The following is a 26,812-nucleotide window of genomic DNA, read 5'->3' as shown; positions in this document are numbered from 1 at the left end:
GGGTACCAAGGGCGGGTGATACGAGGAGAGAAAGTTGCACTGCGCACCCGGCGGGACAGCGATGTCCCCGTTTTCCAGGCGGAGTTGTACGAGGACGTACGGGAGCGGTCGGGCTCCGACTCCGGTCCCTGGCGACCGCTGCCGGCGGACGCGGAGGGCTCGGCCGCGTCGATGGCCAAGCCGTCCGCCGGCACGGCCTGGTTCTCGGTGGTGGAGGGGGAGTCGCAGGACCTGGCGGGGGAGGCCCTGCTGTGGCAGATCGACCCGCACAACAGGAGCGCCCACCTGGGCATCTCCCTGCTTCCCGCGTTCCGTGGGCGCGGACTGGGCACGGACGTCGTCCGCGTCCTGTGCGAGTACGGGTTCGCCGTGCGCGGTCTGCGGCGGCTCCAGATCGAGACCCTGGCCGACAACACCGCGATGACCACCGCCGCGGCCCGGACGGGGTTCTCCGTCGAGGGCACCCTGCGCAGCGCGGCCTGGGTGTACGGAGCCTTCGCGGACGTGGTCGTCCTCGGCCTGCTCGCCGAGGAGTGGACGCCGTGACCACCGGCGCGGGGGCCCCGTTCGTCACCGGCGTGATCCCGCACACCGACGGCGGCCGGAGCGCCGGCCACTGAGCTGTTCTCCCCGCGCCGCCCGGGACCCGCCCGGGGAGGTCGCGCGAGCGCCGACCACGCGGACGGGTCCCGCCGCACGTCAGACCGCGGGCCCGTCCTCGGGGGCGAGGTCGACGCGTACGGTCAGCAGGTCCGTGCCGACCAGGACGACGGCCGCGCTGTTGCCGCGCGGCAGCGTCCGCAGGCGGGCGCGCGCGTCGTCCTCGGGCATGGGCTCGGCCGTCCCCGTGTACCAGTGCCCCTTGACGCGGACGCGGACGCGCGGGTCCGCCCGGATGTTCCGTACGTACTGGGACTGTTCGCCGTACTCGGACACGAGCCAGAACGTCGCCCCGATCAGGCTGCCGCCGACCGGTGTACGGCGCGGCTCGCCCGAGACCCTGCCGGTGGTCTCGATCAGGACCTGTGCGGGATTGCGCGCGGTGAGCGGGTTGACGACGTGCCGCTGCAGCGCGGTGACGGCACGGTGCTTGAACGCGTTGAGGCGCGGCATGCGCTCAGTCCTCCCAGTCGGGTCGGTCCTCGGGCACCCCGGCGGAACACGCGTACGCCACCGCGGCGGCCCGTGCCGCGCGGTCGCCGCGCGCGTACGAGAACTCCCGCGCGCAGGGGACCACGTACGCCCAGGTGCATGAGGTGGAACCGGCGTACCGGCCGCCGCTGGACGAGAGCGGGTCGTCGAGCGAGGCGGCCAGGGTGTCGCCCGGCCCCTCGTCGTCCACCGTGAAGTCGGGCAGCGTCCACGGTGCGGGCTGCCCGGCGGTGGCGTCGCCGGCCCGCCGCCGCGCGTGAGAGGTCACGCGGAGCGGTACCGACGTCAACTCCGCTCCGTGCCACAGGCGTTCGGCGACCGGTTCACCGCGGATCACGTGTCCTCCCCAGGTTGTGGACAGCCCATCGAACCACGGCCGGGCCCGGCGGCGAGGGTGACCGGGCCGCGCCGGCACCCGGGTGGCAGGATCGCCGGCATGACCACCGACGTCGTCCTCATGTCCGATCCCCGGGTGACCTCCGTGCCCGTCGAGGAGTGCGGCGAGCCGTTCGTGGACGTCCGCACGTACCGGGGTGGAGCCCTGCGCGTCGACGGACGCCAGGCGGCCCGCCAGAACGCGTACATGCACCTGCGGGAGGGCGTCGCCGCGCGCCTCGTCGCCGCACAGGACCACCTCCCGTCCGGGATACGGCTGTTGTTCCTGGAGGGATACCGCCGGCCCGTCCTGCAGCGCCACTACTTCGAGTCGTACGCCGAGGAGCTGCGCGCCCTGCACCCCGACTGGTCCGCGGCGAGCATCCACACCGCCGCCAGCCGGTACGTGTCCCCGCCGGAGATCGCGCCGCACAGCGCGGGAGCGGCCGTCGACCTGACGCTCATGACACGGGACGGCGCCGAACTGGACCTGGGCACCCCGGTCAACGCGAACCCGGAGGAGAGCGCGGGCGCGTGCTACACCGAGGCCCCGGTCCCCGCCGAGGCCCGCGCGCACCGCGACCTGCTGAGCGCGGCGCTCGGTGCGGCCGGGCTCGTCAACTACCCCACCGAGTGGTGGCACTGGTCGTACGGCGACCGGTACTGGGCCCTGCACAGTGACCACCCGCACGCCCTCTACGGCCCCCGCGACCTGACCTGAGCGCCCGCGACCCGCCTGGGGGCCCGCGCGTGCCGGCGGAAGGCAGCCCGGTCAAAAAGGTGACCCGGCACCATGAGGCCGAAAGGCTCGGCGCCGGCCGGCCCGTCGACGAAGGCGCGTCAGTGCCGGCCGTGTCGGCCGAGGGTCTCCACGGGGGTCGCGCCGGGGCGGGTCCACTGCGGCACGGGCCGGCTGGTCGGACCCCAGGTGGCGTTCCCCTCCGCGTCGGAGCGCCAGTACCAGCACGGGCCGCGCCCCTCGGGCCGGCCTTCGGGGTGGTCCTCCCACGCCTCGCCGCGACCGTACGGCGTCATGTCGAGCAGGGCCAGGAACCCGCTCACGGGCTCGTTGCCGCGACCCGTCGTGGAGTAGGTGAGGAACACCCGGTCGCCGTCGCGCAGGAAACAGGTGAGGGAACCCATGCTGCCGCCGACCGGCGCGGCCACGTCACGCACCGAGTACCAGGGCTGGGTGTAGCCCATGAAGGCGACGTAGGAGGCCACTTCGTCCCGGCGTCCCGTGGTCAGGACGGCGAACGAGACGCCGCGGGCGTTGAGGTAGACGGCGTCCTTCAGGTGCCAGGCCGTCAGGGTGCAGCCCTCGCACTGCCCCTGGTGCGGCGCGCCGTCGTGCCACATGTGCTTGTAGACCACGAGCTCGTCGCGGCCCTGGAACAGGTCGAGGAACGGGACCGGTCCGTCGGGTCCGACGACCTCGGTCCTCCCGTCGAACTCCACCATCGGCAGCCGGCGGCGGGCCGCGGCGAGCGCGTCCCCCTCGTGGGTGTGGGCCTTCTCGCGCACCAGCAGCTCGTCACGGGCGGCCTGCCAGGTCGCCAGGTCGACGAGGGGCGGGCGGCCCGGCAGTGCGGTGGTCGGGTCGTCCGGTGTGGTCGTCATCGTGTCCTCCGTGGTGGCGTGTACCGGGTGACCGCCGTACGACGTCCCGTGACGGTCACCGGAACAGACTCGCGACCCGGCCGGAACTCATCGCCACGGGGCGCCCGGCCCCGGACCCGGTCCGGGCCGAGGCGGCACGGGCCGCGCCGGACCGGGCACGTCCGCACCCGCAGGACGCGGCACCTTCCGCCGGGCCCGCGCCGGCCACGCCACACCGGCACATCCGGACGCGCCCGTGGGCCCTGCTCGCAGGCGCCGCCCGCCGCTCCGGCCCACCGACCCCGCTCGGGGCCCCGGCCGCCACCCCGCCCGCGCCGCTCTCAGGCCACCCCGCCCGCGGGCCCCGCTCTCAGGCCCCCAGCCCCTCGCGCAGCCGGCGGAACGCCGCCTCCGCCGCCGCGATGCCGTCCGGGCGTACCGCGTCCGCCGGCTCGCCGCCCGCGATCCGCCGCCAGTTCTCCTCCGCCAGCACCCGCTGCACGGCCACGATCTGCACGGCCGCCAGCAGCGCCGCGAGCGGGTCCGCGTCCCGTCCCCTGCCCGCCGCCTCCTCGCGCAGCGCGTCGGCGAGTGCCGCCTCGCTGCGCTGCTGGTACGCGCGCATGCCGGCGGCCAGGCCCGGGGTTCCGTACAGCAGCCGGTGGTACGCGAGGACGCGGGGATCGTCGTTGAGCCCCGTCACCGGATCGTGGCGGCCGAGCCCGTCCAGCAGGTGCCGCAGCAGCGCTTCGAGCGGTGCCACGCCGTCCGCGGCTCCCGCCCGCACCACGCGCGCCGCCTCGTCCTCGTGATCGGCGAAGCGGTGCAGGACCAGGTCCTCCTTCGACGGGAAGTACCGGAAGAGGGTCGGCTTCGAGATCTCCACGGCCGCCGCGATCTCCGCGACCGGCACGTTCTCGAAGCCCCTCGCCATGAAGAGCGCGATGGCCGCGTCCGAGATCTCCTGGAACCGCCGCCGCTTCTTGCGCTCGCGCAAACCGTCCTGCCGCATGCCAGGAAGGGTACGCAGGGCAGGCGGCGGGCGCCGGGGCCCGCCCGGGCGGCCCCGTTCCTCGGCATCGGCAGGCCGGTGGGCGGATCCGGCCTCAGAACATGTCCGGGCACCACGGGCGTCGTGGCGTGTGGAACAGGGCCTCCGCCCGGGCGAGCGCGCCCGCCCGCTCCTCCGTCACCGAGCCCAGCGCGGCGAGCCGGGTCGGGGTCTCGTCGCCCAGATACAGCGAGCCCAGGGCGTCCGCGCCGAGGGTGATGTCCGCCGAACGGGTCGTCGGGGTGCACGTGGCGCCGTCGGCCGTCGCGTCCAGCAGGTAGCGGCCGGACGCCATGCCCGCGCCGTCCCGTACGTCGAGGACCAGCGTGCCGGGGGTCCCGTACGTCCGTGCGGTGAGGGCCCGGGCGGTGTCGAGGACGCGCAGCCACAGGTAGTCGGCCGTGCCGGCGAGGTGCGCGGCGCGCGGGTCCGGCAGGTAGTGGGGCAGCAGGTCGTCGGGCGCCCGCTGCCCGGTGCGGACCTCCACGACCCAGTCGAGTGAGCACAGGAAGTGCCACAGGGCCCGCTCGACGGTGGGCGACATCGCGCTCAGGCGCCGTACCGAGAGGATGTTCTCCGGCTGCTTCGCGTCGTTCCAGTTCCCCTCGACGGTGTACGTCGCAAGCCCCTCGACCTCGCCCGCAGCCGACCGGTACACCGCGTGGAACGGTTCCGTGAACGGCGGTGTCGTCGGTTCGAGTCCCGTGTTGACGCTCCACCAGCGGTCGTCGCGGTCGATCGCCCCCGGCTGGAGGGCCCGCCACCGGTCGTGGAACGCGGGGCCGTGCTTGCGCACCTCGGCCCCGTCGACCAGGTCGATCCGGGCGCCGTCCTCGGGCGGCGACCAGCGTCGCAGGTCGAGACCCGTGCGGGGCACGGACACGACCCACTTCGCGGTACTGGTCGCGCGACCGAAGCCGAACCGGCCGTAGATCCGGTACTCGGCGGCGACGAGGTTCGCCACGACGTCCCCGCGCTCCTTCGCGGCGGTGAGGTCCGCGATGATCATCTGCCGGAGCAGGCCCCGCCCGCGATGGCTGGCGGTGACGGTGACGGCGGAGATCGCGTCGGTGGGCACGGCCGCGCCGCCGGGGACGGTCAGCTCCTGGGCGAAGGATCGGTACGTCGCGACGCACCGGCCCTCGTCGAACGCGCCCCACGTCCGGCCGAGGTCCGTCCGGGCCAGCCGGGACGCCACCTCCTCCGGCGAGCGGGACGTGATGTTCAAGAATCCCGTGTCCACGGCGCGCAGCCAGTCGGAATACTCGGGGGCAGTGACGTTACGGACCTCGACGCTCATGCCGCCACGCTAGGTGTTCGCCCCCGCCCCTCGCACATGCTTTCCCGCCAGGAGCGCACCCGCCCCGGTCCTGGACCGGTGGTCAGCTCCCGGGCGGGCGGCTCCGGCGGTGCGTCGGTGCCTGGGTGCGTCGGTGCGTCGAGCGCCGCGGGGCCTGGGGCGGGGACGTGTCTGCTGCGGCCTCGGGACGGGGCCGGCCCGGGAGTAAACGTTTCCCCCGGGATCCGGCGGGACACCAGTCACCGGTCCGGGCCTCGCGGCGAGGCTCGTCCGGGCCTCAGAACGTCGCCAGGACCTCGCCGACCTCCACGCCGCCGCCCAGCACCGGCGACTTCGCGATCCGCTCCACCACGTCCGCCTTCACGCCCAGGCGGTCCAGCGCCCGCGCCATGACCGGTCCGACAGCGCGCGCGCCGCCGTCGTCGATCTTCAGCGCCAGCGCCCGGCCGTCCTCAAGGGCCACGGCCTGCACGGCCTCCGCGCCCGTCTTCGACAGCGTGCCCGGCGCGCCCGCCATCAGCCAGGTGTCGGCGCGGCGCGTGCCCGCCACGTACTCGGGGTGCGCGCGCATCGCGTCGGCCACCCGCCGCTCCGGGGAGCCGGGCTCCGCCCGTACGAAGTGGCGGAAGGCGCGTGCGAGCCCCGTCAGGCTGATCGCCATCAGGGGGGCGCCGCAGCCGTCCGTACCGATCGCGGTGACGGGCTCGCCCGCCGTCTCCTCGATCACCGTGCGCACGAGCCGCTGCAACGGGTGCTCCGGGTCCAGGTACGACCCGGTCGGCCAGCCGTTGTGCAGGCAGGCCGCCAGCATCGCCGTGTGCTTGCCCGAGCAGTTCATCGCGATCTTGCTGGGTTCATGGCCCGCCGCCAGGTACTCGCGCGCCTCCACCGGGTCCACCGGCAGGTCCGGCGGGGTACCCAGGTCGGCCTCGGTGAGGCCGAATTCGGCGAGCATGGTCCGTACGAGATCCAGGTGGAAGCCCTCGCCCGAGTGGCTCGCCGCGGCCAGTGCCAGCCGTTCGCCGCTCAGGTCGAGGCCGGCCCGCAGGATCGCCGCGGCCTGCATCGGCTTGTTGCTGGAGCGGGGGAAGACCGGCGCGTCCGGCTCGCCGAGCGCGAACTCCACGCGGCCGTCGGCGGCGAGCAGGACCAGCGAGCCGCGGTGGTGGCCCTCCACGAACCCGGACCGTACGACCTCGGCGAGGACCGGCAGCGCGGGCGCGGTGCCCGCGCGCGGCGCGGTCGGTGCGGAGGCTGCCGTTGAGGGCGCCGCCCCTGTGGGCTCGTGAGTCATCTCGTCGGCCTTTCCACGTCGAGGCGCCCGCGGCCGGCGCCGACGGCCGGGCCTTGTGGGCCCGCACCGACCGCGTACCGCCTGCGCCGGTACCACTCAGGTGAGCAGGTCGTCCACCTGCGCTTCCCCCTCACGGTACCTGCGGGCGATCTCCGCGCTGCACCCGTCCGCCGTCCGCTGCAACTGGTGGCGGCGCCGGGAGATCTGCTGCTCGTTGCGGACGAACCGGCGCATGGCCGCGTGCAGTTCGTCGTCCGTGCGGGCCGCGAGGTCGGACAGCTCGACCTCCGCCAGCGTCTCCGCCGCCAGCCTGCTGCACTCCGCGCCGCGCGGGGTCGAGAGGGTCACATGCCGGGCCGAAGCGCGGTGCCGGGACGGGGGGTCGATGAGGATCTCGGCGAGCCGGACGACCATCGAGGTGGTGGCGGGGCCACCGCGGGCCGCGCCGGGACGGCGCCCGGCTCCCGCGGGGGATCCGGCTTCGGCCGCGGGTCCCGTCCCGGTCGCGGCCCCGGCTCCGGGCTCCTGCGCGGCCGGCTCGTCCGCTGCCTGCTGCCTCCTTGGCTCCGTACGGCGGGACAGCTCGTCCCGCAGGATGTCGATCCGCCCCTGGAGCAGCCTGCGCAGATAGCTCAGGTCGGCCTCGTCCCGCTGCGAGTCACGGCGCAGGGCCCGCAGTTCGGGCAGCCGCAGCAGGGTCAGGTCGTGCGGGCGCTGCCCTGGCAGCAGGGCCCCGGCACCCGGGTCCACCACCCCGCCCGTCCCGTGGCCCGTGCCGGTGGTCGTGCGGGCGGCGGGTACGGCGCCGGGCGGCTGCCCGGGCCGCCCGGCGTCCTCGGCCCGGTCGCCCGTTCCCGCCCGGTCGCCCTGCCCGGTCCGGTCGGTCTGCCCGCCCCGGTCGGCTCCAGATGTGCTCATCGCGCGTGCTGCCCCTCACTCAGCCACGGGGATTCCCTCATGTGGGACCCCCCGTCCCTCGACCGGTCACGCACCGTCGTCTCCTCGACGCCGTGCGCGACCGCCTGTCTGCATGGTGCCACTCCTGCCCCCGGCCATGCGGGCGATCTGCACCCGTTCGGCCCCGGGTAGGTTGGTCCGCATGCGAGCGGTGGTGCAGCGGGTCGACGGTGCGAGCGTGTCCGTGGTGTCCGGATCCGGGACGGAGACAGTCGGTGAGATCACGGGCGAGGGCCTGTGCGTGCTGGTGGGGGTGACCCATGACGACACGAAGGAGACGGCGGCGAGGCTCGCCGCGAAGCTCTGGTCGATCCGCATGCTCGACGGTGAGAGGTCCTGCTCGGAGACGGACGCGCCGCTCATGGTGATCTCGCAGTTCACCCTCTACGGCGACGCCCGCAAGGGCCGCCGTCCCACGTGGAACGCGGCCGCGTCGGGACCCGTCGCCGAGCCGCTGGTCGACGAGGTCGTGGCACGGCTGCGGGCGCTCGGCGCGACCGTGCACACGGGGAGCTTCGGCGCCCACATGCGGGTGTCGCTGACGAACGACGGTCCCTTCACCATCGTGCTCGACATGTGACCCCGCCCGCCGACTGCCACGGAGCACCCGCCGGGGCGGGGCTGCCGGTACCGGACAGCACCCGGACGGAAGCCCCCACCGGCGCCGAGCCCGGCATCTCCGCCTTTCGGCGGGTAACACGCAGGTCAGGGCTCGACCACGGTCTCCTGGGCCGCCGCCGTGTCCCCCGCCAGCAGCGGCGCCTCCACCGGCACGTTGCGCTTCACGAGCGCGAGCGCGATCGGCCCGAGCTCGTGGTGGCGCGCCGACGTCGTGATGAAGCCGATCTGCCGGCCCTCGGCGCCGTCCGGGCCGGGCGCCTGCCGTACCGGCGTGCCGTGGCCCGGCAGGAACACCTCACTGCCGTCGAGGTGCAGGAAGACGAGCCGGCGCGGCGGCTTTCCGAGGTTCTGCACCCGGGCGACGGTCTCCTGGCCCCGGTAGCAGCCCTTTTCGAGGTGCACCGCGGTCTCGATCCAGCCGACCTCGTGCGGGATGGTCCGGTGGTCGGTCTCGAAGCCGAGCCGTGGCCGGTGGTCCTCGACGCGCAGGGCCTCGTAAGCGAGGAGGCCCGCGAGCGGGCCGTGCGCGGAGGCGTACGCCTCCAGGTCGGCGCGCGGCAGGAACAGGTCGCGCCCGTAGGCGGTCTCCCGTACGGCGACGCCCTCGGGGACCTCGGCGATGGAGCCCGCCGGGATGTGTACGACCGCGATGTCACCGGTGCGGTCGCTCACCTCGACCTGGTAGAAGAACTTCATGGACTCCAGGTACGCGACCAACTCGCCCTGGGTGCCGGGCTCGACGTGCGCCCAGGTCGTCGTGCCGTCGTCCACGAGGTAGAGCGCGTGCTCGACATGGCCGTGTGCGGACAGCACCAGCGCTTCCGTCGCGCGGTGCGCGGGCAACTCGCTCACGTGCTGCGTGAGCAGCAGATGCAGCCAGGCGAGCCGGTCGCCGCCGGTGACGGTGACGACTCCCCGGTGCGACAGGTCGACCATGCCGGTGCCGTCCGCGAGGGCGCGCTGCTCCCGGAACAGGTCGCCGTAGTGCGCGGCGACCGACTCGTCGGCTCCCTCGCCGGCCACGGCGCCGGGTGTCGCGAGCAGCGGGCTCACGGGAGCGGCGGGCGCGGCCCCGGGGGCCGCGGAGGCGTCGGGGGACGGCGCTGAGGACGGGGAGGACTGGCTGCCGGAGGCGGCTGCGGCGGACGTCGAAGGCTCCATACGTTTCAGCGTACGACCCTCAGGCGTCGTCCTCGGAGCCGCGGGTGGAGCGGGACTCCGCGCAGTCCCGGCAGCGGCCGAAGATCGCGAAGTGCTTCATGTCCGTCGTGAAGCCGAAACGGCTCTGCAGCTCCGCGGTGAAGTCGGCCGCCACCTCGACGTCCGCCTCGATCACGTTCTGGCAGTCGCGGCACACGAGGTGGATGTGGTGGTCGCGGCCCGCGAGGTGGTACTTGGGGGCGCCGTGGCCGATGTGGGCGTGCGAGACGAGCCCCAGCTCCTCCAGCAGCTCCAACGTCCGGTACACGGTGGAGATGTTCACGCCGGACGCGGTCCTGCGGACCTCGCAGAGAAGGTCCTCGGGGGTCGCGTGCTCCAGCGCGTCGACGGCTTCGAGTACGAGCTGCCGCTGCGGAGTCAGCCGGTAGCCACGCCGGCGCAGGTCGCTCTTCCAGTCGGTGCTCACCACGCACCCAGTGTAGGCACCGCGCGCACGGAGGGGACGCCCCGAACGGCGCCGGGGCGCGCGCCGGGGAGGCAGAGGGGAATCGCGGGCGGCCCACCCGCAGGTCCGCGGGCCCGCCCGGACGGCCGGAAGGCCCGCCCGGGCGTGCTCGAAGAACGTGCCTACTCGAAGAACCCGGCGCACTTGAGGGACACCGGCGTACTTGAGGGACATCGGCCTACTTGAGGGAGGTCTGCCTACTTGAAGAAGGCGATGCCGTCGTCCGGAAGGTCCCCGAGGTCCTTCGCCCAGCCCTCCACCTGCTCGGGCGTGACCGTGACGGCCGACGCGACCTTCTTCAGGTGCGCCGACATGTAGGGGCGCAGCGGCACCTCGGGCGTGGACTTCTCGCCGACCCACATCAGGTCGCTCTTCACATACCCGTACAGGCGCTTGCCGCCGCTGTACGGGCCGGAGGCCGCGGTGCGGGCGACGGCGTCGGTGACGAGGTCGATCTGCGGCTTCTGGTCGGCCAGCTCGCCGTACCAGATCTCCACCACACCCTGGTCGCGGACCATCACGACCTCGACCTTGCGGTCACCGCCGATGCGCCAGAAGCCGGACTCGGTCTCGATGGGCCGGACCTTGTTGCCCTCGGTGTCGAGCACCCACGTGTGCGAGACGTACTCGATGAAGTCCCGGCCGTCGTGGGTGAAGATCGCCTCCTGGCCGAAGTTGGCCTTCTCCTCGCCGGGGAAGTCGAAGACACCGGCACCTTCCCAGCGGCCCAGCAGAAAGGCGAGGGGGACGAGGTCCGGGTGGAGGTCGGACGGGATCTCGATCATGAGCGACTCAGCGTTCCTCGGGGGCGGGCGTACCGTGCCGGCTGGGGCCGAAGGCCTCAGCGCTGGCCCTGGTAGAGCTTCTTGACGGTGAGCGCGACGAAGGCGAGCACGCCGACGCAGACCAGGACGAGCAGAGAGGTGAAGAAGTCCTCAAGCACGGGGTGCTCCTCGGATGGGCGGAACGACGGACGTGGCGCCAGGGCCGGACCCCAGCCTAATGGGTGGGGCCCGGCCGCTCCTCCCGAGGCCCCCCGGACCCCGGCCCCCGCGGGCCGCCGGTGGGGCCGCCGCGCGCCCCGGCCCCACCGCGCGCCGCCGGGCCGCTCAGCCCAGCAGCTGCTGCTGAAGGATCACCGTCTGGTGGAACGGCACGGCAGGGGCGTCCGAACCCCGGTGCTTCTCCACGATGAGAGCCAGGGTGTCCCCGGCCTCGATGTACGCCATGCGGGTGTGCGTACCGGAGAACGGCGCGATCTGGCGGTACACGTCGGTGCGGGTGCCGCTGATGAGGACAGCGCCCGGCCAGCCGCCGTCCTGCATGGTCGTGGTGACCCCGTCGAGTTCGAGCCCGGCGCTCACGCCGGGACCGAGGTGCCCCTGCAGGAAGCCCAGCATGTTCCCCGCGGACTGGAACTGCGCCAGGTAGACGTGCAGGGACGTGCCGTCCGGTGCGGTCCAGCCGCGCGCGGTGATGTGCCGCAGGCCGTCGTCGGCGAGGTACTGCCGCAGCGTGTCCCTGTTCTGCGCCGGGTACTCGCCGAGGAAGCGCGCCGGTTCGGTCCAGCCGCCGTTCAGGGAACGGTCGGCGGTGACGCCGGAAGGGGCCGGGACGAGGAGGCGCCGCAGGTCGGCGAAGTGGATCTCGCCGCGGTTGTCCGACGTGAACCTCCCGTCGGGGAAGGGCCGGGGCACGCGGGCGGGCAGCGCCGGCAGCGACAGCGCCGGGAAGTCCCACCGGCCGTCGGACCGGGTGGCGAGGCCCGGCACCCGATCGCGCGGGGCGGACGTGATCCCGTACGCCGTCCCGGCCCCGAGTCCCAGGAAGACGGCGCCCGCCACGACCCAGCGCACGGACCGCCGCCACAGCGGGAACCGTGCGGAGCCGCCCGGTCCGGTCGGGGCCGCCACGGTGTCGTGGTCCGCGCCAGGACCGGCCGTTGCGCTGTCCTGGTCCGCGGCCGGCGCAGGGGCTCCGGCTTCGGTCACCGGTTCTCTGCCTCCGGTCACCGGTTCTCTGCCTCCGGTCACGGGTCCGGGTTCCGGCGCGTGGGCTTCGGCCCCGTTCACGGGTCCGGGTTCCGGCGTGGGGGCTCCGGTGCCGTCGCCGGCTTCCGACACCGGAGCGGCGGCTCCGGGAGGGGCGATCGGCCGGGGCCGGGTCTCCGGCGCAGGGGCCTCGGCGGCCGCGGTCTCCTCCGTCCCCGGCGCTCCCGCTCCGGTGGCGGCCGTCCCTTCCGTCCCGTCCTCGGGGGCGCTCTCGGTGCTCATACGGACTTCCCGGTGGACTCGATGCGGTCGAGCTGCTGGGCGAAGAGGGTGGAGACGTCCGAGGGGTCCATGTCGCTCGTCCCGTAGCTCTGGAGCGATATCTCCAGGTCGTCGCGGTAGGCGGCGCAGGAGACCTGTACGAGGCCGGAGCCGTCGTCGGTTCCTTCCCATTCCGCTCCGGATTCGGCGTCCGAGGCGCTGAAGCACTTCGCGCCTTTCGGGTACCGGGGGACCGGGACGTTCTTGTCCCCGGTGTCTCCGGCGAGCACGCCGGCCGCGTACGCCTTGCGGGCGGCGTTCGCGTCGGAGAGCCGGGTGATACGGATCTGCGTGATCGTGCCGTAGAGGTCGTTGTACGTCCGCACGGCCATCTCTTCGACGTGTGCTCCGCCGTCGGAACCGGACTGACCGCCGGCATCCGGGCCGGACAGGGCGGCGGACAGGTGCCTCAGGTACGCCTCCGACTCGCGGCTGTTCAACAGGGCGTCGTTGCCGAGTGAGGGCAGTTCGGGGCCGAGGATCCCGTAGACCACCGGCAGCAGGTCCTTGGAGAGGGGCGAGTCCTTGCGTCCGGTCCCGATGCCCGAGGCCGGATCGGGCGCGCCGGCCGCGCCGGCCTCACCGGGATCCGGCGGTTTCTTCCACACGACGGTCCGTACGGTCCTGTTCGCGTGGTGTGCGACGTACCCGGCGTACGCGGCGGAGCCGAGCACCGCCGCGAGCACGAGCAGGGCGGGCAGTTTCGTGCGCAGCGGCAGCCGGGGCAGCCGGCGCGGGACGGTCGGGGGCGCCTGGGGCTCCCCGGGGATGACGTCGTCGTTCACAGCCGCTCCAACTGGCGCCGGGCGAGGGCCTGTACGTCCTCGGTGTTGATCTCCTTCGGGTCGTACAGGTAGATCTCCATGAGCGTGTCGCCGCGCGAGGCCAGCACCATCACCTGGTGCAGGTCCGGGTGTCCCGCGCCGGCGAGGGTGGTGGTCGGGAGGAGGAAGCCGTTCGTGCTCCCCTCGACGGGCGTGGTGGCGTCCCCGGCGAGCCGGCGCTGCCGATCGACCCACTGCGACGCGTACTGATCGGTCCCGGGCTGCAGTTGGACGAGCAGCACCTCGACGGACGGCTTGCCCTCCTGCGTCCAGTGCACGTCCGCGGCCCGGCGGAAGCGGAAGCCGGAGAAGGTCTTGAACACGGAGGAGGGGTTGGAGTACTGCTCGGCGTAGCCGGGCAGGGACAGCCACCCGTCGAGGTCATCGGGGTCATGGTGCGCCGTGGCCCCGGCCGGCGCCGGCACCAGCGCCGTGCGCAGATCGCCGGACGTCCGTGCGCCCGCGTCCTGGGACACCGGCAGGGGCGAGGCCGTGCCGCCCGCCTTCGCGGGGTAGGCGACGGACGCCTGGGCGAGCGTCCCCAGCGGTACGGGCGGGCGCCGCGCCTGCACGCCGTAGCCGACGGCCGTGCCGGCCGCGATGCCCAGCACGGCGGCGCAGGCGACGACGAACAGCGTCCGCCGGAGGCGTCCGTGCCGGGTGCCGGGTCCGGGAGTCCCCTGCACGGGCGGCGGCTGTTGAGCTGCGATGGGTTCCACGGGTGCGGTGTCCTCCAGGATTCCCGGACTTGTCCGGGAGCCGAAGCGCGGAGACCGGATGACCCGCGCGCAGCGCTGACTCCCGGGGGGCGCCGGGAGTTGCCCGCGCGGTGATTACAGTTCCGCATATGCAATCGGCGAAGAGACTCGTGATCAAGGTGACGGCCGGCGCGGACGCGCCCGAGCGGTGCTCCCAGGCGTTCACGGTGGCGGCGGTCGCCGCGGCCAGCGGCGTCGAGGTGTCGCTGTGGCTCACGGGCGAGTCCGCCTGGTTCGCGCTGCCGGGCCGCGCCGAGGAGTTCGTCCTCCCGCACTCGGCGCCGCTGCCGGACCTGATCGAAGCGGTACGGGCCACCGGGCTGATCACCCTGTGCACGCAGTGCGCGGCACGGCGGGACATCGGTGAGGACGACGTCCTGACGGGTGTGCGGATCGCCGGGGCGCAGGTCTTCGTCAGCGAGATCATGGCGGACGGGGTCCAGGCCCTCGTCTACTGACGGGCCCCCGGCGCGAGGCGCGAGGAGTGAGCGCGCGTGCCAGGTGGCCCGTGGCGGGCCGAGCGACCGGGCCCGTTCACGACCGGCCCGTCGGGCGACCGGGCCCGTCGGGCGACCCGGTCCGTCGGGCGACCCGGTCCGTCAGGCGACCCGGCCCGTCAGGCGACCGGCGCTCCCGACTCGGCCGCGGACTCGGTCGTGCGCGGGGCCTGGCCCCGCCGCCCCACCCGCGGCGCACTTCGCGTATCCGCGCCCTGCGGGACCGCGACCGGCGGGATCCGCACCTCGTCGGCCCGGGACAGACCCCGCATCAGCAGCCAGTAGCCGAGCGCCGCCACCGTGCCGAGGACGGCGCACGCGCTCCACAGCCACCGCGCGCCGAGGTGGTCGAGGACCACGCCCGACATCAGCGGGGCGACGAGGGCGGCGACCGACCAGGACATCGAGTACATGCCCTGGTAGCGGCCCCTGCCGTGCAGGGGCGAGAGACGGACCACCAGGCCGGTCTGCGTCGGCGCGTTGACGACCTCCGCGAGGGTCCACACGCACACCGTCAGGATGTACGCCCCGAGCGAGCCCGCGAACATCGTCAGGCCGAAGCCGTACCCCGCGAGCAGCGAGGAGACGATGAGCAGCCGGCGCGGGTCGCGGTGCTGGATGAAGCGGGTCACCGGGATCTGCAGCGCCACGATGAGCAGGCCGTTCGCCGCGGCGGCGATGCCGAACTCCGCGCTGCTGAAGCCCGCCTCGCCCATCGCGACGGGCAGGCCGACCGACCCCTGCTGGAAGATCAGCGCCACCACGAACGACAGGCCGACCACGCTCATGAAGCGCCCGTCCCGCAGTACCGTCAGCAGGTTCACCGGGGGCCCGTCGGGGACGGCCCCCGCGGACGCGCTGCCGGGCGCCGCGGCGCCCGGCTTCGACTCGGGCAGCTTGGCGTACACGACCAGCGCGCAGGCCAGCGTCATCGCGGCCTCGCCGAGGAATCCTGCGCGGTAGCTGTACTGGGCGACGAAGCCGGCGAGCGCGGACGACACCGCGAAGCCCAGGTTGAGCGCCCAGTAGTTGAGCGAGAAGGCCCGCACCCGGTCCTCGGGCCTGACGATGTCGGCCATCATCGCCTGTACGGCGGGGCGGGACGCGCTGGACGCCATGCCGACGCAGAAGGCCACCGCCGCGATCGCCACGGGGTTCTGCATGAAACCGAGGAGCGCGACCGAGGCGGCCGTGGCGACCTGCGCGACCAGCATGGTCGGCCGCCTGCCGAGCCGGTCCGCGAGCACCCCGCCGCCGAGCGAGGCGACCACGCCGCCGAGGCCGTAGAGGGATGCGACGAGGCCCGCGTAGGAGGCGGAGTAGCCGCGCTCCACCGTCAGGTACAGGGCCATGAACGTGGCGACGAACGCGCCGAGCCGGTTCACGAGCGTGCTCGTCCACAGCCACCAGAAGGCGCGTGGCAGCCCCTCGACGCTCTCCCTGACCGCTCGCCCGACGCCAGCGGTGGACAAGGCGAGTGGCATAGGTGGTTCCCCCCGGGCGTGCGCGTGTGCGGCAGGCGATATGTAAGCGGCCGACGGCCCATGCGCATATTACAAATCAGGGTGCGAGGCGCGCCAGTCCTTTACGGGCCACCGCCACGTCCCCGCACCCCGGCCGCCCCCGAGCACGCCGGGCACCGTCTATTAGGCTCGGACCCATGGCCGACGCACCGTACAAGCTGATCCTCCTCCGCCACGGCGAGAGCGAGTGGAACGAGAAGAACCTGTTCACCGGCTGGGTGGACGTCAACCTCAACGCGAAGGGCGAGAAGGAGGCGGTCCGGGGCGGCGAGCTGATCAAGGACGCCGGCCTGACCCCCGACGTGCTGCACACCTCCGTGCTCAAGCGCGCGATCCGCACCTCGCAGCTCGCGCTGGATGCCATGGACCGCCTCTGGCTGCCGGTCCGGCGGTCCTGGCGCCTCAACGAGCGCCACTACGGCGCTCTCCAGGGCAAGGACAAGGCGCAGACCCTGGCCGAGTTCGGCGAGGAGCAGTTCATGCTGTGGCGCCGCTCGTACGACACCCCGCCGCCGGAGCTGCAGGACGGCGCCGAGTTCTCGCAGAGCGACGACCCGCGCTACGCGATGATCCCCAGCGAGCTGCGCCCGCGCACCGAGTGCCTCAAGGACGTCGTCGTCCGCATGCTGCCGTACTGGTACGACGCGATCGTCCCGGACCTGACCGCCGGCCACACGGTGCTCGTCGTCGCGCACGGCAACAGCCTGCGCGCCCTGGTCAAGCACCTCGACGGGATCTCCGACGCCGACATCGCGGCGCTGAACATCCCCACCGGCATCCCGCTGGTCTACGACCTGGACAGCGACTTCCACCCGGTCAAGCCGGGCGGCACCTACCTGGACCCGGCAGCGGCGTCCGCCGCGATCGAGGCCGTGAAGAACCAGGGCAAGAAGTAGCCGGCCCGTACGAGCAAGCCCCCTGCCCGCGGTATCCGCGCGAGCGGGGGGCTTGTCGCTGTCGCCGGACCGGCCGGACCGGCCGGACCGGCCGGGCCGGCCGGGTCCCCCGTGTGCCCCACGGATGACCCTCCCGACTGGTGGGCCGCGGGACGCGCTGGTGGGATGGGCCGGTGACGCGTACGGCGACTGCACAGGGCGGTGAACTGCGCGCCGGGGCCGGCGCCGCCGTGATGGCCACCGGCATCCTCTCCGTGGGGCTGCACCTGATCGGCTACGGAGTGCTGTCGCTGATCGCGCTCGCCATCGGCGGCTGCTGGTGGGTCCTGCTGGCCGTCACCTTCGCGGTGACGTTCTTTCGCGACCGGGCAGGCTGGCGGACCCAGGCCCGTACCCCGCCCGCGCTCACGGCCGTCGCGGCCACCACGCTGCTCGGTACGCGGCTGTCCCTGGCCGGGTGGCCGAGTACGGCTGCCGCCCTGCTCGCGCTGGCGGTGCTGGTGTGGCCCGTCCTGCTGGTGGACGTCGCGCGCCGGGCGGAGCACCACGTCCATGGCGACATCTTCCTGATCTGCGTGGCCACCCAGGGGATCGCCGTGCTCGGCGGAAGGCTGTCCCTCGCGGACGACTCAGCGTGGCTTGGCACGGCGGCTCTCGTCTTCTTCTGGCTGGGGCTCGTCCTGTACGTGGTGGCGCTGGCCCTCTTCGACGTCCGGCAGATCCTCACCGGTGCGGGTGACCAGTGGGTGGCAGGGGGCGCGCTGGCGATCTCGGCCCTGGCCGGTTCCACGCTGCTCGCCTCCCCCCGGTGGACCGGTACGGGCCACGAGACGCTGCGCGCCGCCGCACTGGTGCTCTTCGCGCTCGCGCTCGCCGCCTGGGCTCCCCTCGTGTACGGAGAGATCACCCGGCCGCGCCCGGCGTACGACGTCCGCCGCTGGTCCACGGTCTTCCCGCTGGGAATGACCGCCGCGGCGGCGCTCTCCCTCTCCGTCTCGGCCCACGTCGGATGGCTGGAGCCCCTGGGCAGGGTGCTGCTCTGGATCGCGGTGGGCGCGTGGCTGCTGACCTTCGGCGGGCTGGGCAGGACGCTCGTGCGGGAGCGGGACGCGGGCGGGGGACGTCGTCCCGGTCGTACACCGGGGGACTGAGGACCCTACGGCCGGCTCGCCCGCCGGGTCGTCGCGGCCGGCCGACCCGGGCGGATCCCCGGGTGGGATCGGCCCGCGCGGGCAGCCGGGACAACCTCGTCGGGGACCGGTGGATGCGCCGCGCCCCGCGGATCTTCGTCAGGGCGAGGAGTCGTCGGTGCCCGAAGGCGGCCGGGACGGCTTCTGCCCGGCCCCGCGGACGGCCCGGCCGATCCCGGTACCGCCGGAGCCGAGCGCCTTGCGCCAGGGCAGGATGCCGTCGATCTCGATCTGCAGCGAGAAACTCAGGAAGGTCCGGATCAGCACGATCAGCCCCAGCACGGCGACGTTCTTGAAGGTCGGCGCGACAGCGACGGTACGGATCAGGTCCGCCGCCACCAGGATCTCCAGGCCCAGCAGCAGAGCGCCGCCGAACACCTCCTTCATCGCCCGGTAGCCCTCGGCCGCCCGGCCGGACCGCTTCCAGTCGCGCACCGCGAGCACCAGCGACAGCACGAAGCCGACAGCCAGCACCCCCGCACCGACGCCTTCGAAGACCTGCGCGGCACGGTTCATCGCCTCGGTGAACGTCACGCTGCGGCTCCGGGACGTCGAAACGGCTTCCGTTCCCGCCATCCTGGGCCCGCGAGCGCTCCCCGGCGACCGCACCGGGCCCGGGTCCAGGTCCGCCGGTTACCGCGCGGTCACATCCGTACCGCCGCGTCGAGGAGCGGGCCGAGCTCCCGGGCCGCCGTCGTCAGCGCGCGGACGTCCCGTTCGGCGCGGGCGATCAGGATCGCGCCCTCCAGCGTGCTGATCATGAGCGTGGCGAGTGCACGGGCCCGTTCGTCCGGGACGTCCATGCCGACCAGGGCCTCCGTCACCGCCCGGCTCCAGGTGCCGAAGGCGTCGGACGCGGCCTCGCGGGTGGACGCGGTCGACTCCGCGCTGTCCACCGTGGCGGCGGCCACCGGGCAGCCGCCCGCGAAGCCGGTGGACCGGTACTCGTCGGTCCACTGGCCCACCATCGCGGCGAACAGGCCGCTCGGTGCCGGCTCGGGCAGCGCGGCGACGAAGCGTGCGACGCGGTCCGCCGCGTACCGCCCGCCCCAGGCGACGGCCTCGTCGACGAGCTGGTCCTTGCCGCCGGGGAAGTAGTGCTGGAGTGAGCCGCGCGGTGCCCCCGCGTGGGCGGCGACGTCACGCATCCCCGTGGCGCCGGTCCCGCCGCGCCGCAGGAGCTGGGCCGCGCTGAAAACCATCCGCTCGCGCGGCCCGCGTGCCGAAACCGCCATCCGGGGTCCTCCGTGTGCGTCGTGTCCGTCGGGAGCGCCTGCGGAACCAGCCTATGACGGTCGTCATAGAGGCGGCTACTATGACGAGCGTCATAGGGGGCGGCCCCGGCGCGGACGAGAACGGCGGTGCGACGCGGAGTACGTGGGCTTCATCGGCCTCGGCGTCATGGGACAGCCCATGGCCCTCAACCTCGCCCGCGCGGGCACCCCGCTCGTCGTCTGGAACCGCACCCCGGCCAGGTGCGCGCCGCTGCGCGCCGCGGGCGCGGACCTCGCGGCGGGCCCCGCCGAGGTCTTCGACCGGGCGGGGACCGTGATCCTGATGCTGACCGACGAGAGCGCGACCGACGCGGTCCTGGCCCGGGGCACGGCGGACTTCGCCACGCGAGTCGCCGGCCGCACCGTCGTGCACATGGGCACGACGTCGCCCGCGTACTCGGCCGGCCTGCGGGACGACGTGACGGACCGGGGCGGCAGCTACGTCGAAGCACCGGTTTCCGGCTCCCGCGTCCCCGCGGAACAGGGGCAGCTCGTGGCGATGGTCGCGGGCGACGACGACGCGGTGGAGGCTGTACGCGCCCTGCTGGCGCCCGTGTGCCGCGAGACGTTCGCCTGCGGTCCCGCGCCCGGCGCCCTGCTGATGAAGCTCTCGGTGAACCTGTTCCTCATCACCCAGGTCACCGGACTGACCGAGGCCTTCCACTTCGCCGGCCGGCACGGCCTCGACCAGCGCCTGCTGCTCGACGTCCTCGACGCGGGTCCGATGGCCAGCGCCGTCTCCCGGATGAAGGCACCCAAGCTGCTCGCACGGGACTTCGCCGTCCAGGCGGCCGCCACCGACGTCCTGAAGAACAACCGGCTGATCGCGGAGGCGGCCCGGGCCGCCGGCCTGGCCTCTCCCCTGCTCGACGTCTGCCACGACCTCTTCGAGACGACCGTGGCGCTCGGCCACGGCGGCGAGGACATGGTGGCCGTCCTGCACGCGATCGAGGCGAGGACCCTCGGCGGCACCGGCACCTGAGGCCCCCGCGCTCGGGGCCCGGGGCGTGAGGGGACAGGCGTACGCCGCAAGGGTCCGACCGCGCGGGACGGCCGGCCCCCCGCGGCGGACATCGGGACGGTGCGGGCGGATCAGTGCGTCAGCAGCTGCCGCCGCACTGGCACGGGGAACCCGACTGGCAGCCGCAGCCGCAGCCCGAGCCGCACCCGCAGGCGCCCAGGACCGGCAGGTGCGGGCGCTGCACGAGGGAGCCGTGCGGTGCGCCGGTGTCGGCCGCCGTGCTCGTACGGGAGGCGGGGGATGCGGAAGATTCGGCCATGGTCTCTCCTCCAGTGACTCCGGTGACTCCGGGGGACCCCGGGACCCCGGCACTCCGGGGCCGGGCCCCGGCAGGGCGAGGCTGCAGAGCCCGTCTTCCATTGGACGACCGCGGGCTGCCGTTCCTCAACGGCGCGGGACCGGCGCATCACCGGCGCACGCGCGCAGGGCACGCGCGGACCGTGCCCGTACGCGCCACCAGGCCCCCGCTGCCGCACGCCCCGCACGCGCCGCCTGCCCCGCACCACCCCCGCATCCCGCACGTCCCGTGCCCCGCACACGTCCCGTGCCCCGCACACGCCGCACGCCCCGCACCTCCCGTGGGGGACGTGGGGGGCGTGCGGGGCGTGCCGGTGCTCGTCGTGTGCGCTCTGCTCAGACGCTGTCGGTCTGGATCTCGTCCGCGTGCTCGCCCGTCACCAGGTAGACGACGCGCTTGGCCACCGATACCGCGTGGTCGGCGAACCGCTCGTAGTAGCGGCCGAGCAGCGTCACGTCGACCGCCGTCTCGATGCCGTGCTTCCAGCGGTCGTCCATCAGGTGCTGGAACAGCGTGCGGTGCAGCAGGTCCATGTCGTCGTCGTCCCGCTCCAGCTGCATGGCCAGGTCGATGTCCTTGGTGATGATCACCTCGGCGGCCTTCGCCATCAGCCGCTGTGCGAGCTGCCCCATCTCCAGCAGCGTCGCGTGCAGGTCCTGCGGCACCGGCGACGCGGGGTAGCGCAGCCGCGTGAGCTTCGCCACGTGCTGGGCGAGGTCTCCCGCACGCTCCAGGTCGGCGCTCATGCGCAGGGAGGTGACGACGATCCGCAGGTCGGTCGCCACCGGCTGCTGCTGCGCGAGCAGCGCGATGGCTCGGGCCTCCAGTTCGTGCTGGGTCTGGTCGACCTTCGCGTCGGCGGCGATCACGCTCTCCGCGAGCTTCAGGTCGGCGTCGAGCATGGAGGTCGTGGCACGTCCGATGGCGGACCCGACCTGCCGTGCCATGGCGACGAGGTCGTCGCTGATCGAGTCCAGTTCCTCGTGGTACGCGTCCCGCATGGGTGTGTCCCTCTCCAGCGCTCCCGCGCTTGACGTTCCTGTCCGGGTGGCGGGCAGCAGGCGCTCGCCCCCACGCTCTCACGGTGGCCGGAACACGCGTCCGGAGCCTCCCGCACAAGTGAACCGGCACTTTCCCCTCGGTGAACTCTGGGCGACGAGTGTTCGAGCAGACCCTCTGACGGCTGTGAGAGTGCCGGTTCGCCCGCTTAACCTGAACGCATGGACGTGAACGCGGCGGTCGCCGCATCGGCAGCGATCGCCGGCGTATGCACCGGTGTGATCGCCATGCTGGCGTTCCGCTGGAGCGAGCGCGACCAGCACCGCCCCACCAGGACCTCACTGCACACGGACGCCGTCCTGCCGCCCGGTGTGGACACGGTCCTCTCCGTGCTCCGCTCCTCGGCCGTCGTGCTCGACGAGAGCGACGCCGTCGTCAAGGCCAGCTCGGCCGCGTACGCGCTGGGCCTGGTCAGGGGCGGCAAACTGGCCGTCGAGCCGATGATGCACATGGCACGTGACACCCGCAGGGACGGCGAGATACGGCAGATCGAACTCGACCTGCCGCGCCGGGGCACCGGCCGCGGGGAGGCCCTCGCGGTGTCCGCGCGGGTCGCGCCCCTCGGCTCCCGTCTGGTGCTGCTCCTCGTGGAGGACCTGACGGAGGCCCGCCGCATCGAGGCGGTACGTCGTGACTTCGTCGCGAACGTCAGCCATGAGCTCAAGACCCCGGTGGGCGCGCTCTCGCTGCTCTCGGAGGCCGTCATGGACGCCTCCGACGACCCCGAGGCCGTCGACCGCTTCGCCGGGCGCATGCAGATAGAGGCGACCCGGCTCACGAACCTCGTACAGGAACTCATCGACCTCTCGCGAGTGCAGAACGACGACCCGCTGGAGGACGCGGAGCCGGTACGCGTGGACGAACTGGTCGCCGAGGCCATCGACAGGTCCCGGCACCCCGCCTCCACGAAACAGATCACGATGGCGGCCCGAGGCGATGTCGAACTCTTCGTCTGGGGCAACCGCGGGCAGCTCGCCGCGGCTCTCGGGAACCTCGTGGAGAACGCCGTCAACTACTCCCCGGCCCGTACGCGCGTCGGCATCGCCGTGGCCCGTACGGCGGTGGCGGGCGGCAACGTCATCGAGATCGCCGTCACCGACCAGGGCATAGGCATCTCGGAGAAGGACCGCGAGCGCGTCTTCGAACGCTTCTACCGCGTGGACCCGGCCCGCTCGCGCGCCACCGGCGGTACGGGCCTCGGCCTTGCGATCGTCAAGCACGTGGCGGCCTCGCACGGCGGGGACGTCACGGTGTGGAGTTCCGAGGGCCAAGGCTCGACGTTCACCCTGCGCCTGCCCGAGGCGGGCGTCACCCGGGAACGCCCTGCGGTCCCCGCCGCCGGAGCGACGGCCGCGGACGACGACCCCGCCTTCTACGACGCCGATACCGACATCGACGCCGACAGCGACATCGATATCGACGCGGACGTCGAGCCGGCCGCCGGTGGCGGGGCGGGTACGGCCGTCGGCGCCCACGCCGGCACACCCCCTCATGCCGCGACACCCCCTACCACCGACGCGGGCGACCGCGCCGGCACCGGCGCGCGGGCGGGCATCCCCGCACCCGCCGCCGAACCCACCGCCACAGAAACCGTCCCCGATACCGAACCCGACCCCAGCGACTCAGGCATACGCGACACCGCCCGCGGCACCCGCGGCGCGGTGCGGGGTGAGAGGCGCGACTTCGGCGCCCGCCGTGACCGTACAGACCCCAGCCGCCCGGAACCGCGCGGGACCTCCCGCAGCCTGGTGCTGGATACCCCGACCGTGATTCCTGCCCCGGAGGTCCTTCCGTGACCCGAGTGCTCGTCGTCGAGGATGAGGAATCCTTCAGCGACGCCCTTTCCTACATGCTCCGCAAGGAGGGCTTCGAGGTCGCCATCGCGACCACCGGGCCCGCGGGGCTCGACGAGTTCGAACGCAACGGCGCCGACCTCGTCCTCCTCGACCTGATGCTGCCCGGCCTGCCGGGCACCGAAGTGTGCCGCCAGTTGCGCGGCAAGTCCAACGTTCCGGTGATCATGGTCACCGCGAAGGACAGCGAGATCGACAAGGTCGTCGGCCTGGAGATAGGGGCCGACGACTACGTGACCAAGCCGTTCTCCTCGCGGGAGCTGGTCGCGCGCATCCGCGCCGTCCTGCGCCGCCGCGGCGAGCCGGAGGAGGTCGCCCCGGCCGCTCTGGAGGCCGGTCCGGTACGGATGGACGTCGACCGGCACGTGGTGACGGTCTCGGGCGGCAAGGTCGACCTGCCGCTCAAGGAGTTCGACCTGCTGGAGATGCTGCTGCGCAACGCGGGCCGTGTGCTGACCCGTATGCAGCTCATCGACCGGGTGTGGGGCGCGGACTACGTCGGCGACACCAAGACGCTCGACGTCCACGTCAAGCGCCTGCGCGCGAAGATCGAGCCGGACCCGGGCGCACCGCGCTACCTGGTGACGGTGCGCGGCCTGGGCTACAAGTTCGAGCCGTAGACAGCGCCCCCCGCGGCACGGCCGCACAGGTGCGTTAGTCCATGACAGAGGGAGGCGCCCCGGGCCCGGTACGAGCCGGACGGGACGCCTCCCTCTGCCATGCGGGCCGTCCTCGGGCGGGCCGTCTCGCGGCGGCCCGCCCGAGGGGATTCAGCCGGTGATGCCGGTGCCGGCGGTGCCGCCGGTGGCAGGGCTCGACGAGGAGCCGGACGGGGACCCCGAGGGGGACCCGGAAGGCGATCCCGAGGCCGAACCGGAGGGGGACGCGGGCGCGCTCGGTGCGGCGGGCGCGGTCGGGGCCACCTGGTCGAAGTAGCTCCTGGCCGGTACGACGAGGGCGCGCACGCCGATGTCCCCGGTCTTGCTGAGCGTGAAGACGACCTGCTCGGCGTTGCCGTTCTTGGTGCTCGGCAGGCCGCTGGAGATCATCGCGGACGCGTTGCCCTTGCCGCCGAGCTGGACGGCGCCCAGCGCGGGCACGGTCAGCGGACCGGCGCCCTTGGCGGGCTTGAGCCGCACGACGGCGCTGGTGCCGGGCAGCTTGATGGACTCGATGGTCTGCGCGGTGCTGCTGTTGTTGAAGACCTTGCCGGTGACGGCGGCGGGGCCGGCGGCACCGGAGTCCGGCTGCGTCACGACGGTGATGTTCTGGACCTTGATGTCACCCACGGAGGTGGCAGCGGTGTCCGGCTTTACCTCGTCGGTCTGCGCGTTGTTGCCCGCGCCGCACGCGGCCAGCGTGGCGAGTGGGAACACGAGGGCAGTCGCGGCGAGGGCGCCACGTCGAAGGCTGCGGCTCACGGCGGCGGCATCTCCTTGGACTTACGAAGGATGGGACGTGCGGTGTCGGCCTTGCCGTCCGGCGGTGGTGCGTCAAGCGGTGCCGGCCGTCCGTCCCGCACGGGGTGGTACCTGTCGTGCCGGGGGAGCTCCGCCCGTACCCATGCGTAAGCACGGTCTAAAGCCCACTCGGCGGCCTCAGGTTACCGACCCGTTGTCGCGGCCCCGCACCCGACCCGCCCCGCGGGGTGACCGGGGGTGGTGTTCCCGTCGGGGATCCCTCGGTTTCGCCCCCCGTTCACATAATCCGGATGATCGATTTCCCGCTTCCCGGGATTCCCCGCCCATTCGCTCGGGGATAACCGGGCCGGGCCGTGGAGAGCGCGAATTCCGTACGAAGCTTCCTGCGCTCTCGCGATGGTCTTGTGATCGGCACGGGATGACCCCCGCGTGGTTTTCCGATGGCCGGGGATGATCGCCGAGATGATCGCCTGGATGCGTGTTCACGCGGACTTCGCAGGGATCACCCGAGCGCCTTCGGGCGGAGTCCCGCGCGCCCCTTGCGCGTGCCCTGACCGGTCACTCGCGTCACTCCTTCCACAGGCGCCCCGAAGTGGCCGGATGTGATCTCCGTTGCGGTCCGTATCCGCCCGGTTTCCCACTCGGATGGATCATCGAAAACCGAACGCGGCTCGGAAATTTTGACGTCACGAAACCGGCAAATGGGGACGTTCAGTCGCTTTGGAGGGTGTTGTGCGGCAGGTGTCCAGCGTGTTTCCGCGCGCCCGCGCAGCGCCCATGACCTGCGCATACCCACTCCCGCGAGCCGGGTGCAGCACGTTCCCATGGTTGTTGTCAAGCCCCGAGATGCGGCCTGACCTGCGAAAACGCCATTCAGATGAGGGCATTCTCGTGTTACCCTGGATAGCCACGGAAGGGGTACCTGTCACATGACGTTCAAGGTTGGCGACACCGTGGTCTATCCCCATCACGGGGCCGCGCTGATCGAGGCTATCGAAACTCGCCAGATCAAAGGCGTGGACAAGACCTACTTGGTGCTCAAGGTCGCCCAAGGCGACTTGACGGTACGCGTGCCGGCGGACAATGCGGAGTTCGTCGGAGTGCGCGATGTGGTCGGTCAGGATGGACTGGACCGGGTCTTCGAGGTGCTCCGGGCACCGTTCGCAGAGGAGCCGACGAACTGGTCCCGTCGCTACAAGGCAAATCTTGAGAAACTCGCCTCCGGCGATGTCATCAAGGTCGCCGAAGTCGTGCGCGACCTGTGGCGTCGGGAGCGGGAGCGTGGACTGTCCGCAGGCGAGAAGCGCATGCTCGCCAAGGCGCGGCAGATCCTGGTGAGTGAACTCGCCCTCGCGGAAAACACCAACGAAGACAAGGCCGAGGCTCTGCTCGACGAGGTCCTCGCGTCCTGAATCACCATGCGGTGCCGCCTGCCCGCCGGTGCGCGCGTCATGCGTGCGACGGCGAAGCGGGACGAGAAGTCGCAGCCTCAGCAGTGAAGATGCAACGAGCGAAGATGCAACGAGCGAAGATTTAACGAGCGAAGAAGTGACGCCTCAGCAGTGAGGTGACACAGCAGTTGTGCCGTGGTGCCCGTTGACCGACGGGCCGGCGACACGCTCTCCCGCTCAGGGACCGTTCCTCGGAGAACGGCCCTTGGACGTATCGACACGGCGATCGATGTGCCGATACGGAGAGCGCCGCCCCCGTCGTGTCGTCGGGCGCCGTGGCATGTCCGTACACCCGAATCCTGCTCCCCGCCCGGCGTACATCCCCCGTTTCCCAGCCTGACCGCCTCACCGCACAGAGCTGGCGCGGCAGTTCCTGACCATGGTCACGGAAGGGTCCGGTCAAGGCGCCGCGCCCGGCAC

Annotated in this window: 28 protein-coding genes and 1 pseudogene; 10 read left to right on the top strand and 19 right to left on the bottom strand. The window is 73.0% G+C overall.

Annotation, left to right across the window (positions count from 1 at the left end):
* The first annotated feature begins 15 nt into the window (after positions 1-15).
* Entirely contained in the window at positions 16-546 is a 531-nt protein-coding gene (locus OG310_RS15985) for a GNAT family N-acetyltransferase (RefSeq protein ID WP_329456558.1), read from the top strand.
* Positions 547-699: 153 nt separating this feature from the next.
* On the opposite strand, the gene OG310_RS15980 is transcribed toward OG310_RS15985, so the two are convergent.
* Both OG310_RS15980 and OG310_RS15975 read right to left on the bottom strand, forming a co-directional pair.
* Complete coding sequence (locus OG310_RS15980) at positions 700-1,113, bottom strand: nitroreductase/quinone reductase family protein (RefSeq protein ID WP_329456557.1); 414 nt, start codon at positions 1,111-1,113, stop codon at positions 700-702.
* A gap of 4 nt (positions 1,114-1,117) precedes the next feature.
* Positions 1,118-1,489, bottom strand: a complete 372-nt coding sequence (locus OG310_RS15975) for a hypothetical protein (RefSeq protein WP_329456556.1) — start codon at positions 1,487-1,489, stop codon at positions 1,118-1,120.
* A gap of 99 nt (positions 1,490-1,588) precedes the next feature.
* Here OG310_RS15975 and OG310_RS15970 point away from each other — a divergent pair, with 99 nt between their 5' ends.
* Positions 1,589-2,248: a M15 family metallopeptidase gene (locus OG310_RS15970; RefSeq protein WP_329456555.1), complete on the top strand. Its 660-nt coding sequence runs from the start codon at positions 1,589-1,591 to the stop codon at positions 2,246-2,248.
* A gap of 119 nt (positions 2,249-2,367) precedes the next feature.
* Here the strand turns inward: OG310_RS15970 and OG310_RS15965 are convergent, their stop codons facing one another.
* The 5 genes from OG310_RS15965 to OG310_RS15945 all read right to left on the bottom strand — a co-directional run bounded on the left by OG310_RS15965 (position 2,368) and on the right by OG310_RS15945 (position 7,689).
* A complete protein-coding gene (locus OG310_RS15965; protein WP_329456554.1) occupies positions 2,368-3,147 on the bottom strand; it encodes a DUF899 family protein in 780 nt (259 codons plus the stop codon).
* Positions 3,148-3,496: 349 nt separating this feature from the next.
* The gene (locus tag OG310_RS15960) at positions 3,497-4,138 is read right to left on the bottom strand and encodes a TetR/AcrR family transcriptional regulator (RefSeq protein WP_329456553.1); all 642 of its coding nucleotides are present in this window, start codon (positions 4,136-4,138) and stop codon (positions 3,497-3,499) included.
* Between the two features lie 94 nt (positions 4,139-4,232).
* The gene (locus OG310_RS15955) at positions 4,233-5,477 is read right to left on the bottom strand and encodes a GNAT family N-acetyltransferase (RefSeq protein ID WP_329456552.1); all 1,245 of its coding nucleotides are present in this window, start codon (positions 5,475-5,477) and stop codon (positions 4,233-4,235) included.
* A gap of 277 nt (positions 5,478-5,754) precedes the next feature.
* Entirely contained in the window at positions 5,755-6,771 is a 1,017-nt protein-coding gene (locus tag OG310_RS15950) for an asparaginase (RefSeq protein WP_329456551.1), read from the bottom strand.
* A gap of 96 nt (positions 6,772-6,867) precedes the next feature.
* A complete protein-coding gene (locus OG310_RS15945; protein ID WP_329456550.1) occupies positions 6,868-7,689 on the bottom strand; it encodes an RsiG family protein in 822 nt (273 codons plus the stop codon).
* Positions 7,690-7,870: 181 nt separating this feature from the next.
* Here OG310_RS15945 and dtd point away from each other — a divergent pair, with 181 nt between their 5' ends.
* Complete coding sequence (gene dtd / locus OG310_RS15940) at positions 7,871-8,308, top strand: D-aminoacyl-tRNA deacylase (RefSeq protein ID WP_329456549.1); 438 nt, start codon at positions 7,871-7,873, stop codon at positions 8,306-8,308.
* 125 nt (positions 8,309-8,433) lie between these two features.
* Here the strand turns inward: dtd and ygfZ are convergent, their stop codons facing one another.
* The 6 genes from ygfZ to OG310_RS15910 all read right to left on the bottom strand — a co-directional run bounded on the left by ygfZ (position 8,434) and on the right by OG310_RS15910 (position 13,870).
* Positions 8,434-9,393, bottom strand: a complete 960-nt coding sequence (ygfZ, locus tag OG310_RS15935; RefSeq protein WP_329460204.1) for a CAF17-like 4Fe-4S cluster assembly/insertion protein YgfZ — start codon at positions 9,391-9,393, stop codon at positions 8,434-8,436.
* A gap of 136 nt (positions 9,394-9,529) precedes the next feature.
* Positions 9,530-9,979 carry a Fur family transcriptional regulator gene (locus OG310_RS15930; protein ID WP_329456548.1) on the bottom strand — a complete coding sequence of 150 codons (450 nt, stop codon included), beginning with the start codon at positions 9,977-9,979 and terminating at the stop codon, positions 9,530-9,532.
* A gap of 233 nt (positions 9,980-10,212) precedes the next feature.
* The gene (locus OG310_RS15925; protein ID WP_329456547.1) at positions 10,213-10,800 is read right to left on the bottom strand and encodes an FABP family protein; all 588 of its coding nucleotides are present in this window, start codon (positions 10,798-10,800) and stop codon (positions 10,213-10,215) included.
* Between the two features lie 324 nt (positions 10,801-11,124).
* Positions 11,125-12,006 carry a hypothetical protein gene (locus tag OG310_RS15920; protein WP_329456546.1) on the bottom strand — a complete coding sequence of 294 codons (882 nt, stop codon included), beginning with the start codon at positions 12,004-12,006 and terminating at the stop codon, positions 11,125-11,127.
* Positions 12,007-12,284: 278 nt separating this feature from the next.
* On the bottom strand, positions 12,285-13,112 hold the full coding sequence (locus OG310_RS15915) for a hypothetical protein (RefSeq protein ID WP_329456545.1): 828 nt from the start codon (positions 13,110-13,112) through the stop codon (positions 12,285-12,287).
* Positions 13,109-13,870: a hypothetical protein gene (locus OG310_RS15910; protein WP_329456544.1), complete on the bottom strand. Its 762-nt coding sequence runs from the start codon at positions 13,868-13,870 to the stop codon at positions 13,109-13,111. The genes OG310_RS15915 and OG310_RS15910 overlap by 4 nt, the downstream gene beginning before the upstream one ends.
* Positions 13,871-13,998: 128 nt before the next feature.
* Here OG310_RS15910 and OG310_RS15905 point away from each other — a divergent pair, with 128 nt between their 5' ends.
* On the top strand, positions 13,999-14,367 hold the full coding sequence (locus OG310_RS15905; RefSeq protein WP_329456543.1) for a DsrE family protein: 369 nt from the start codon (positions 13,999-14,001) through the stop codon (positions 14,365-14,367).
* Positions 14,368-14,525: 158 nt separating this feature from the next.
* Here the strand turns inward: OG310_RS15905 and OG310_RS15900 are convergent, their stop codons facing one another.
* Complete coding sequence (locus tag OG310_RS15900) at positions 14,526-15,878, bottom strand: MDR family MFS transporter (protein WP_329460203.1); 1,353 nt, start codon at positions 15,876-15,878, stop codon at positions 14,526-14,528.
* Positions 15,879-16,066: 188 nt separating this feature from the next.
* Here OG310_RS15900 and OG310_RS15895 point away from each other — a divergent pair, with 188 nt between their 5' ends.
* Both OG310_RS15895 and OG310_RS15890 read left to right on the top strand, forming a co-directional pair.
* Positions 16,067-16,825 (top strand): phosphoglyceromutase, encoded by a 759-nt coding sequence (locus OG310_RS15895; RefSeq protein WP_329456542.1) that lies wholly within the window; start codon positions 16,067-16,069, stop codon positions 16,823-16,825.
* 173 nt (positions 16,826-16,998) lie between these two features.
* On the top strand, positions 16,999-17,976 hold the full coding sequence (locus tag OG310_RS15890; protein WP_329456541.1) for a tellurite resistance/C4-dicarboxylate transporter family protein: 978 nt from the start codon (positions 16,999-17,001) through the stop codon (positions 17,974-17,976).
* 138 nt (positions 17,977-18,114) lie between these two features.
* On the opposite strand, the gene OG310_RS15885 is transcribed toward OG310_RS15890, so the two are convergent.
* Positions 18,115-18,549 carry a DUF1622 domain-containing protein gene (locus OG310_RS15885; protein WP_329456540.1) on the bottom strand — a complete coding sequence of 145 codons (435 nt, stop codon included), beginning with the start codon at positions 18,547-18,549 and terminating at the stop codon, positions 18,115-18,117.
* 110 nt (positions 18,550-18,659) lie between these two features.
* Entirely contained in the window at positions 18,660-19,250 is a 591-nt protein-coding gene (locus OG310_RS15880) for a TetR/AcrR family transcriptional regulator (RefSeq protein WP_329456539.1), read from the bottom strand.
* A 166-nt stretch (positions 19,251-19,416) separates the two neighbouring features.
* On the opposite strand from OG310_RS15880, the gene OG310_RS15875 reads away from it, so the two are divergent.
* Positions 19,417-20,271, top strand: coding sequence for an NAD(P)-dependent oxidoreductase (locus tag OG310_RS15875; protein WP_443078646.1), 855 nt, complete (start codon positions 19,417-19,419; stop codon positions 20,269-20,271).
* 118 nt (positions 20,272-20,389) lie between these two features.
* On the opposite strand, the gene OG310_RS15870 is transcribed toward OG310_RS15875, so the two are convergent.
* Together OG310_RS15870 and phoU are read right to left on the bottom strand one after the other, a co-directional pair.
* Entirely contained in the window at positions 20,390-20,569 is a 180-nt protein-coding gene (locus tag OG310_RS15870) for a hypothetical protein (RefSeq protein WP_329456537.1), read from the bottom strand.
* 374 nt (positions 20,570-20,943) lie between these two features.
* Entirely contained in the window at positions 20,944-21,609 is a 666-nt protein-coding gene (gene phoU / locus OG310_RS15865; RefSeq protein ID WP_329456536.1) for a phosphate signaling complex protein PhoU, read from the bottom strand.
* Between the two features lie 219 nt (positions 21,610-21,828).
* On the opposite strand from phoU, the pseudogene OG310_RS15860 reads away from it, so the two are divergent.
* Positions 21,829-22,989 (top strand): annotated as a pseudogene (locus OG310_RS15860) (sensor histidine kinase); the annotation flags it as partial.
* Positions 22,990-23,459: 470 nt separating this feature from the next.
* On the top strand, positions 23,460-24,140 hold the full coding sequence (locus OG310_RS15855) for a response regulator transcription factor (RefSeq protein WP_189110519.1): 681 nt from the start codon (positions 23,460-23,462) through the stop codon (positions 24,138-24,140).
* A gap of 150 nt (positions 24,141-24,290) precedes the next feature.
* Here OG310_RS15855 and OG310_RS15850 read toward each other — a convergent pair whose 3' ends face one another.
* Positions 24,291-24,941, bottom strand: coding sequence for a DUF461 domain-containing protein (locus tag OG310_RS15850; protein WP_329456534.1), 651 nt, complete (start codon positions 24,939-24,941; stop codon positions 24,291-24,293).
* A 929-nt stretch (positions 24,942-25,870) separates the two neighbouring features.
* Between OG310_RS15850 and OG310_RS15845 the strand changes: the two genes are divergently transcribed.
* On the top strand, positions 25,871-26,353 hold the full coding sequence (locus tag OG310_RS15845) for a CarD family transcriptional regulator (protein ID WP_120722213.1): 483 nt from the start codon (positions 25,871-25,873) through the stop codon (positions 26,351-26,353).
* Positions 26,354-26,812: the final 459 nt, after the last annotated feature.

It is taken from the genome of Streptomyces sp. NBC_01497 (assembly GCF_036250695.1).
In the GTDB taxonomy this organism is placed as follows: Bacteria; Actinomycetota; Actinomycetes; order Streptomycetales; family Streptomycetaceae; genus Streptomyces.
Note: the sequence above shows the minus strand (reverse complement) of the source record. Positions and strands in the feature narration are given on the sequence as shown.

Bases quoted from the DNA above. Each gene is read 5' to 3' on its own strand.
- OG310_RS15970 (WP_329456555.1), top strand. From the start codon at position 1,589: ATGACCACCGACGTCGTCCTCATGTCCGATCCCCGGGTGACCTCCGTG.
- OG310_RS15980 (WP_329456557.1), bottom strand. From the start codon at position 1,113: ATGCCGCGCCTCAACGCGTTCAAGCACCGTGCCGTCACCGCGCTGCAG.
- OG310_RS15875 (WP_443078646.1), top strand. From the start codon at position 19,417: ATGGGACAGCCCATGGCCCTCAACCTCGCCCGCGCGGGCACCCCGCTC.
- OG310_RS15905 (WP_329456543.1), top strand. From the start codon at position 13,999: ATGCAATCGGCGAAGAGACTCGTGATCAAGGTGACGGCCGGCGCGGAC.
- dtd (WP_329456549.1), top strand. From the start codon at position 7,871: ATGCGAGCGGTGGTGCAGCGGGTCGACGGTGCGAGCGTGTCCGTGGTG.
- OG310_RS15880 (WP_329456539.1), bottom strand. From the start codon at position 19,250: ATGGCGGTTTCGGCACGCGGGCCGCGCGAGCGGATGGTTTTCAGCGCG.
- OG310_RS15950 (WP_329456551.1), bottom strand. From the start codon at position 6,771: ATGACTCACGAGCCCACAGGGGCGGCGCCCTCAACGGCAGCCTCCGCA.
- OG310_RS15845 (WP_120722213.1), top strand. From the start codon at position 25,871: ATGACGTTCAAGGTTGGCGACACCGTGGTCTATCCCCATCACGGGGCC.
- OG310_RS15960 (WP_329456553.1), bottom strand. From the start codon at position 4,138: ATGCGGCAGGACGGTTTGCGCGAGCGCAAGAAGCGGCGGCGGTTCCAG.
- OG310_RS15955 (WP_329456552.1), bottom strand. From the start codon at position 5,477: ATGAGCGTCGAGGTCCGTAACGTCACTGCCCCCGAGTATTCCGACTGG.
- OG310_RS15925 (WP_329456547.1), bottom strand. From the start codon at position 10,800: ATGATCGAGATCCCGTCCGACCTCCACCCGGACCTCGTCCCCCTCGCC.
- phoU (WP_329456536.1), bottom strand. From the start codon at position 21,609: ATGCGGGACGCGTACCACGAGGAACTGGACTCGATCAGCGACGACCTC.
- OG310_RS15895 (WP_329456542.1), top strand. From the start codon at position 16,067: ATGGCCGACGCACCGTACAAGCTGATCCTCCTCCGCCACGGCGAGAGC.
- OG310_RS15965 (WP_329456554.1), bottom strand. From the start codon at position 3,147: ATGACGACCACACCGGACGACCCGACCACCGCACTGCCGGGCCGCCCG.
- OG310_RS15870 (WP_329456537.1), bottom strand. From the start codon at position 20,569: ATGGCCGAATCTTCCGCATCCCCCGCCTCCCGTACGAGCACGGCGGCC.
- OG310_RS15945 (WP_329456550.1), bottom strand. From the start codon at position 7,689: ATGAGCACATCTGGAGCCGACCGGGGCGGGCAGACCGACCGGACCGGG.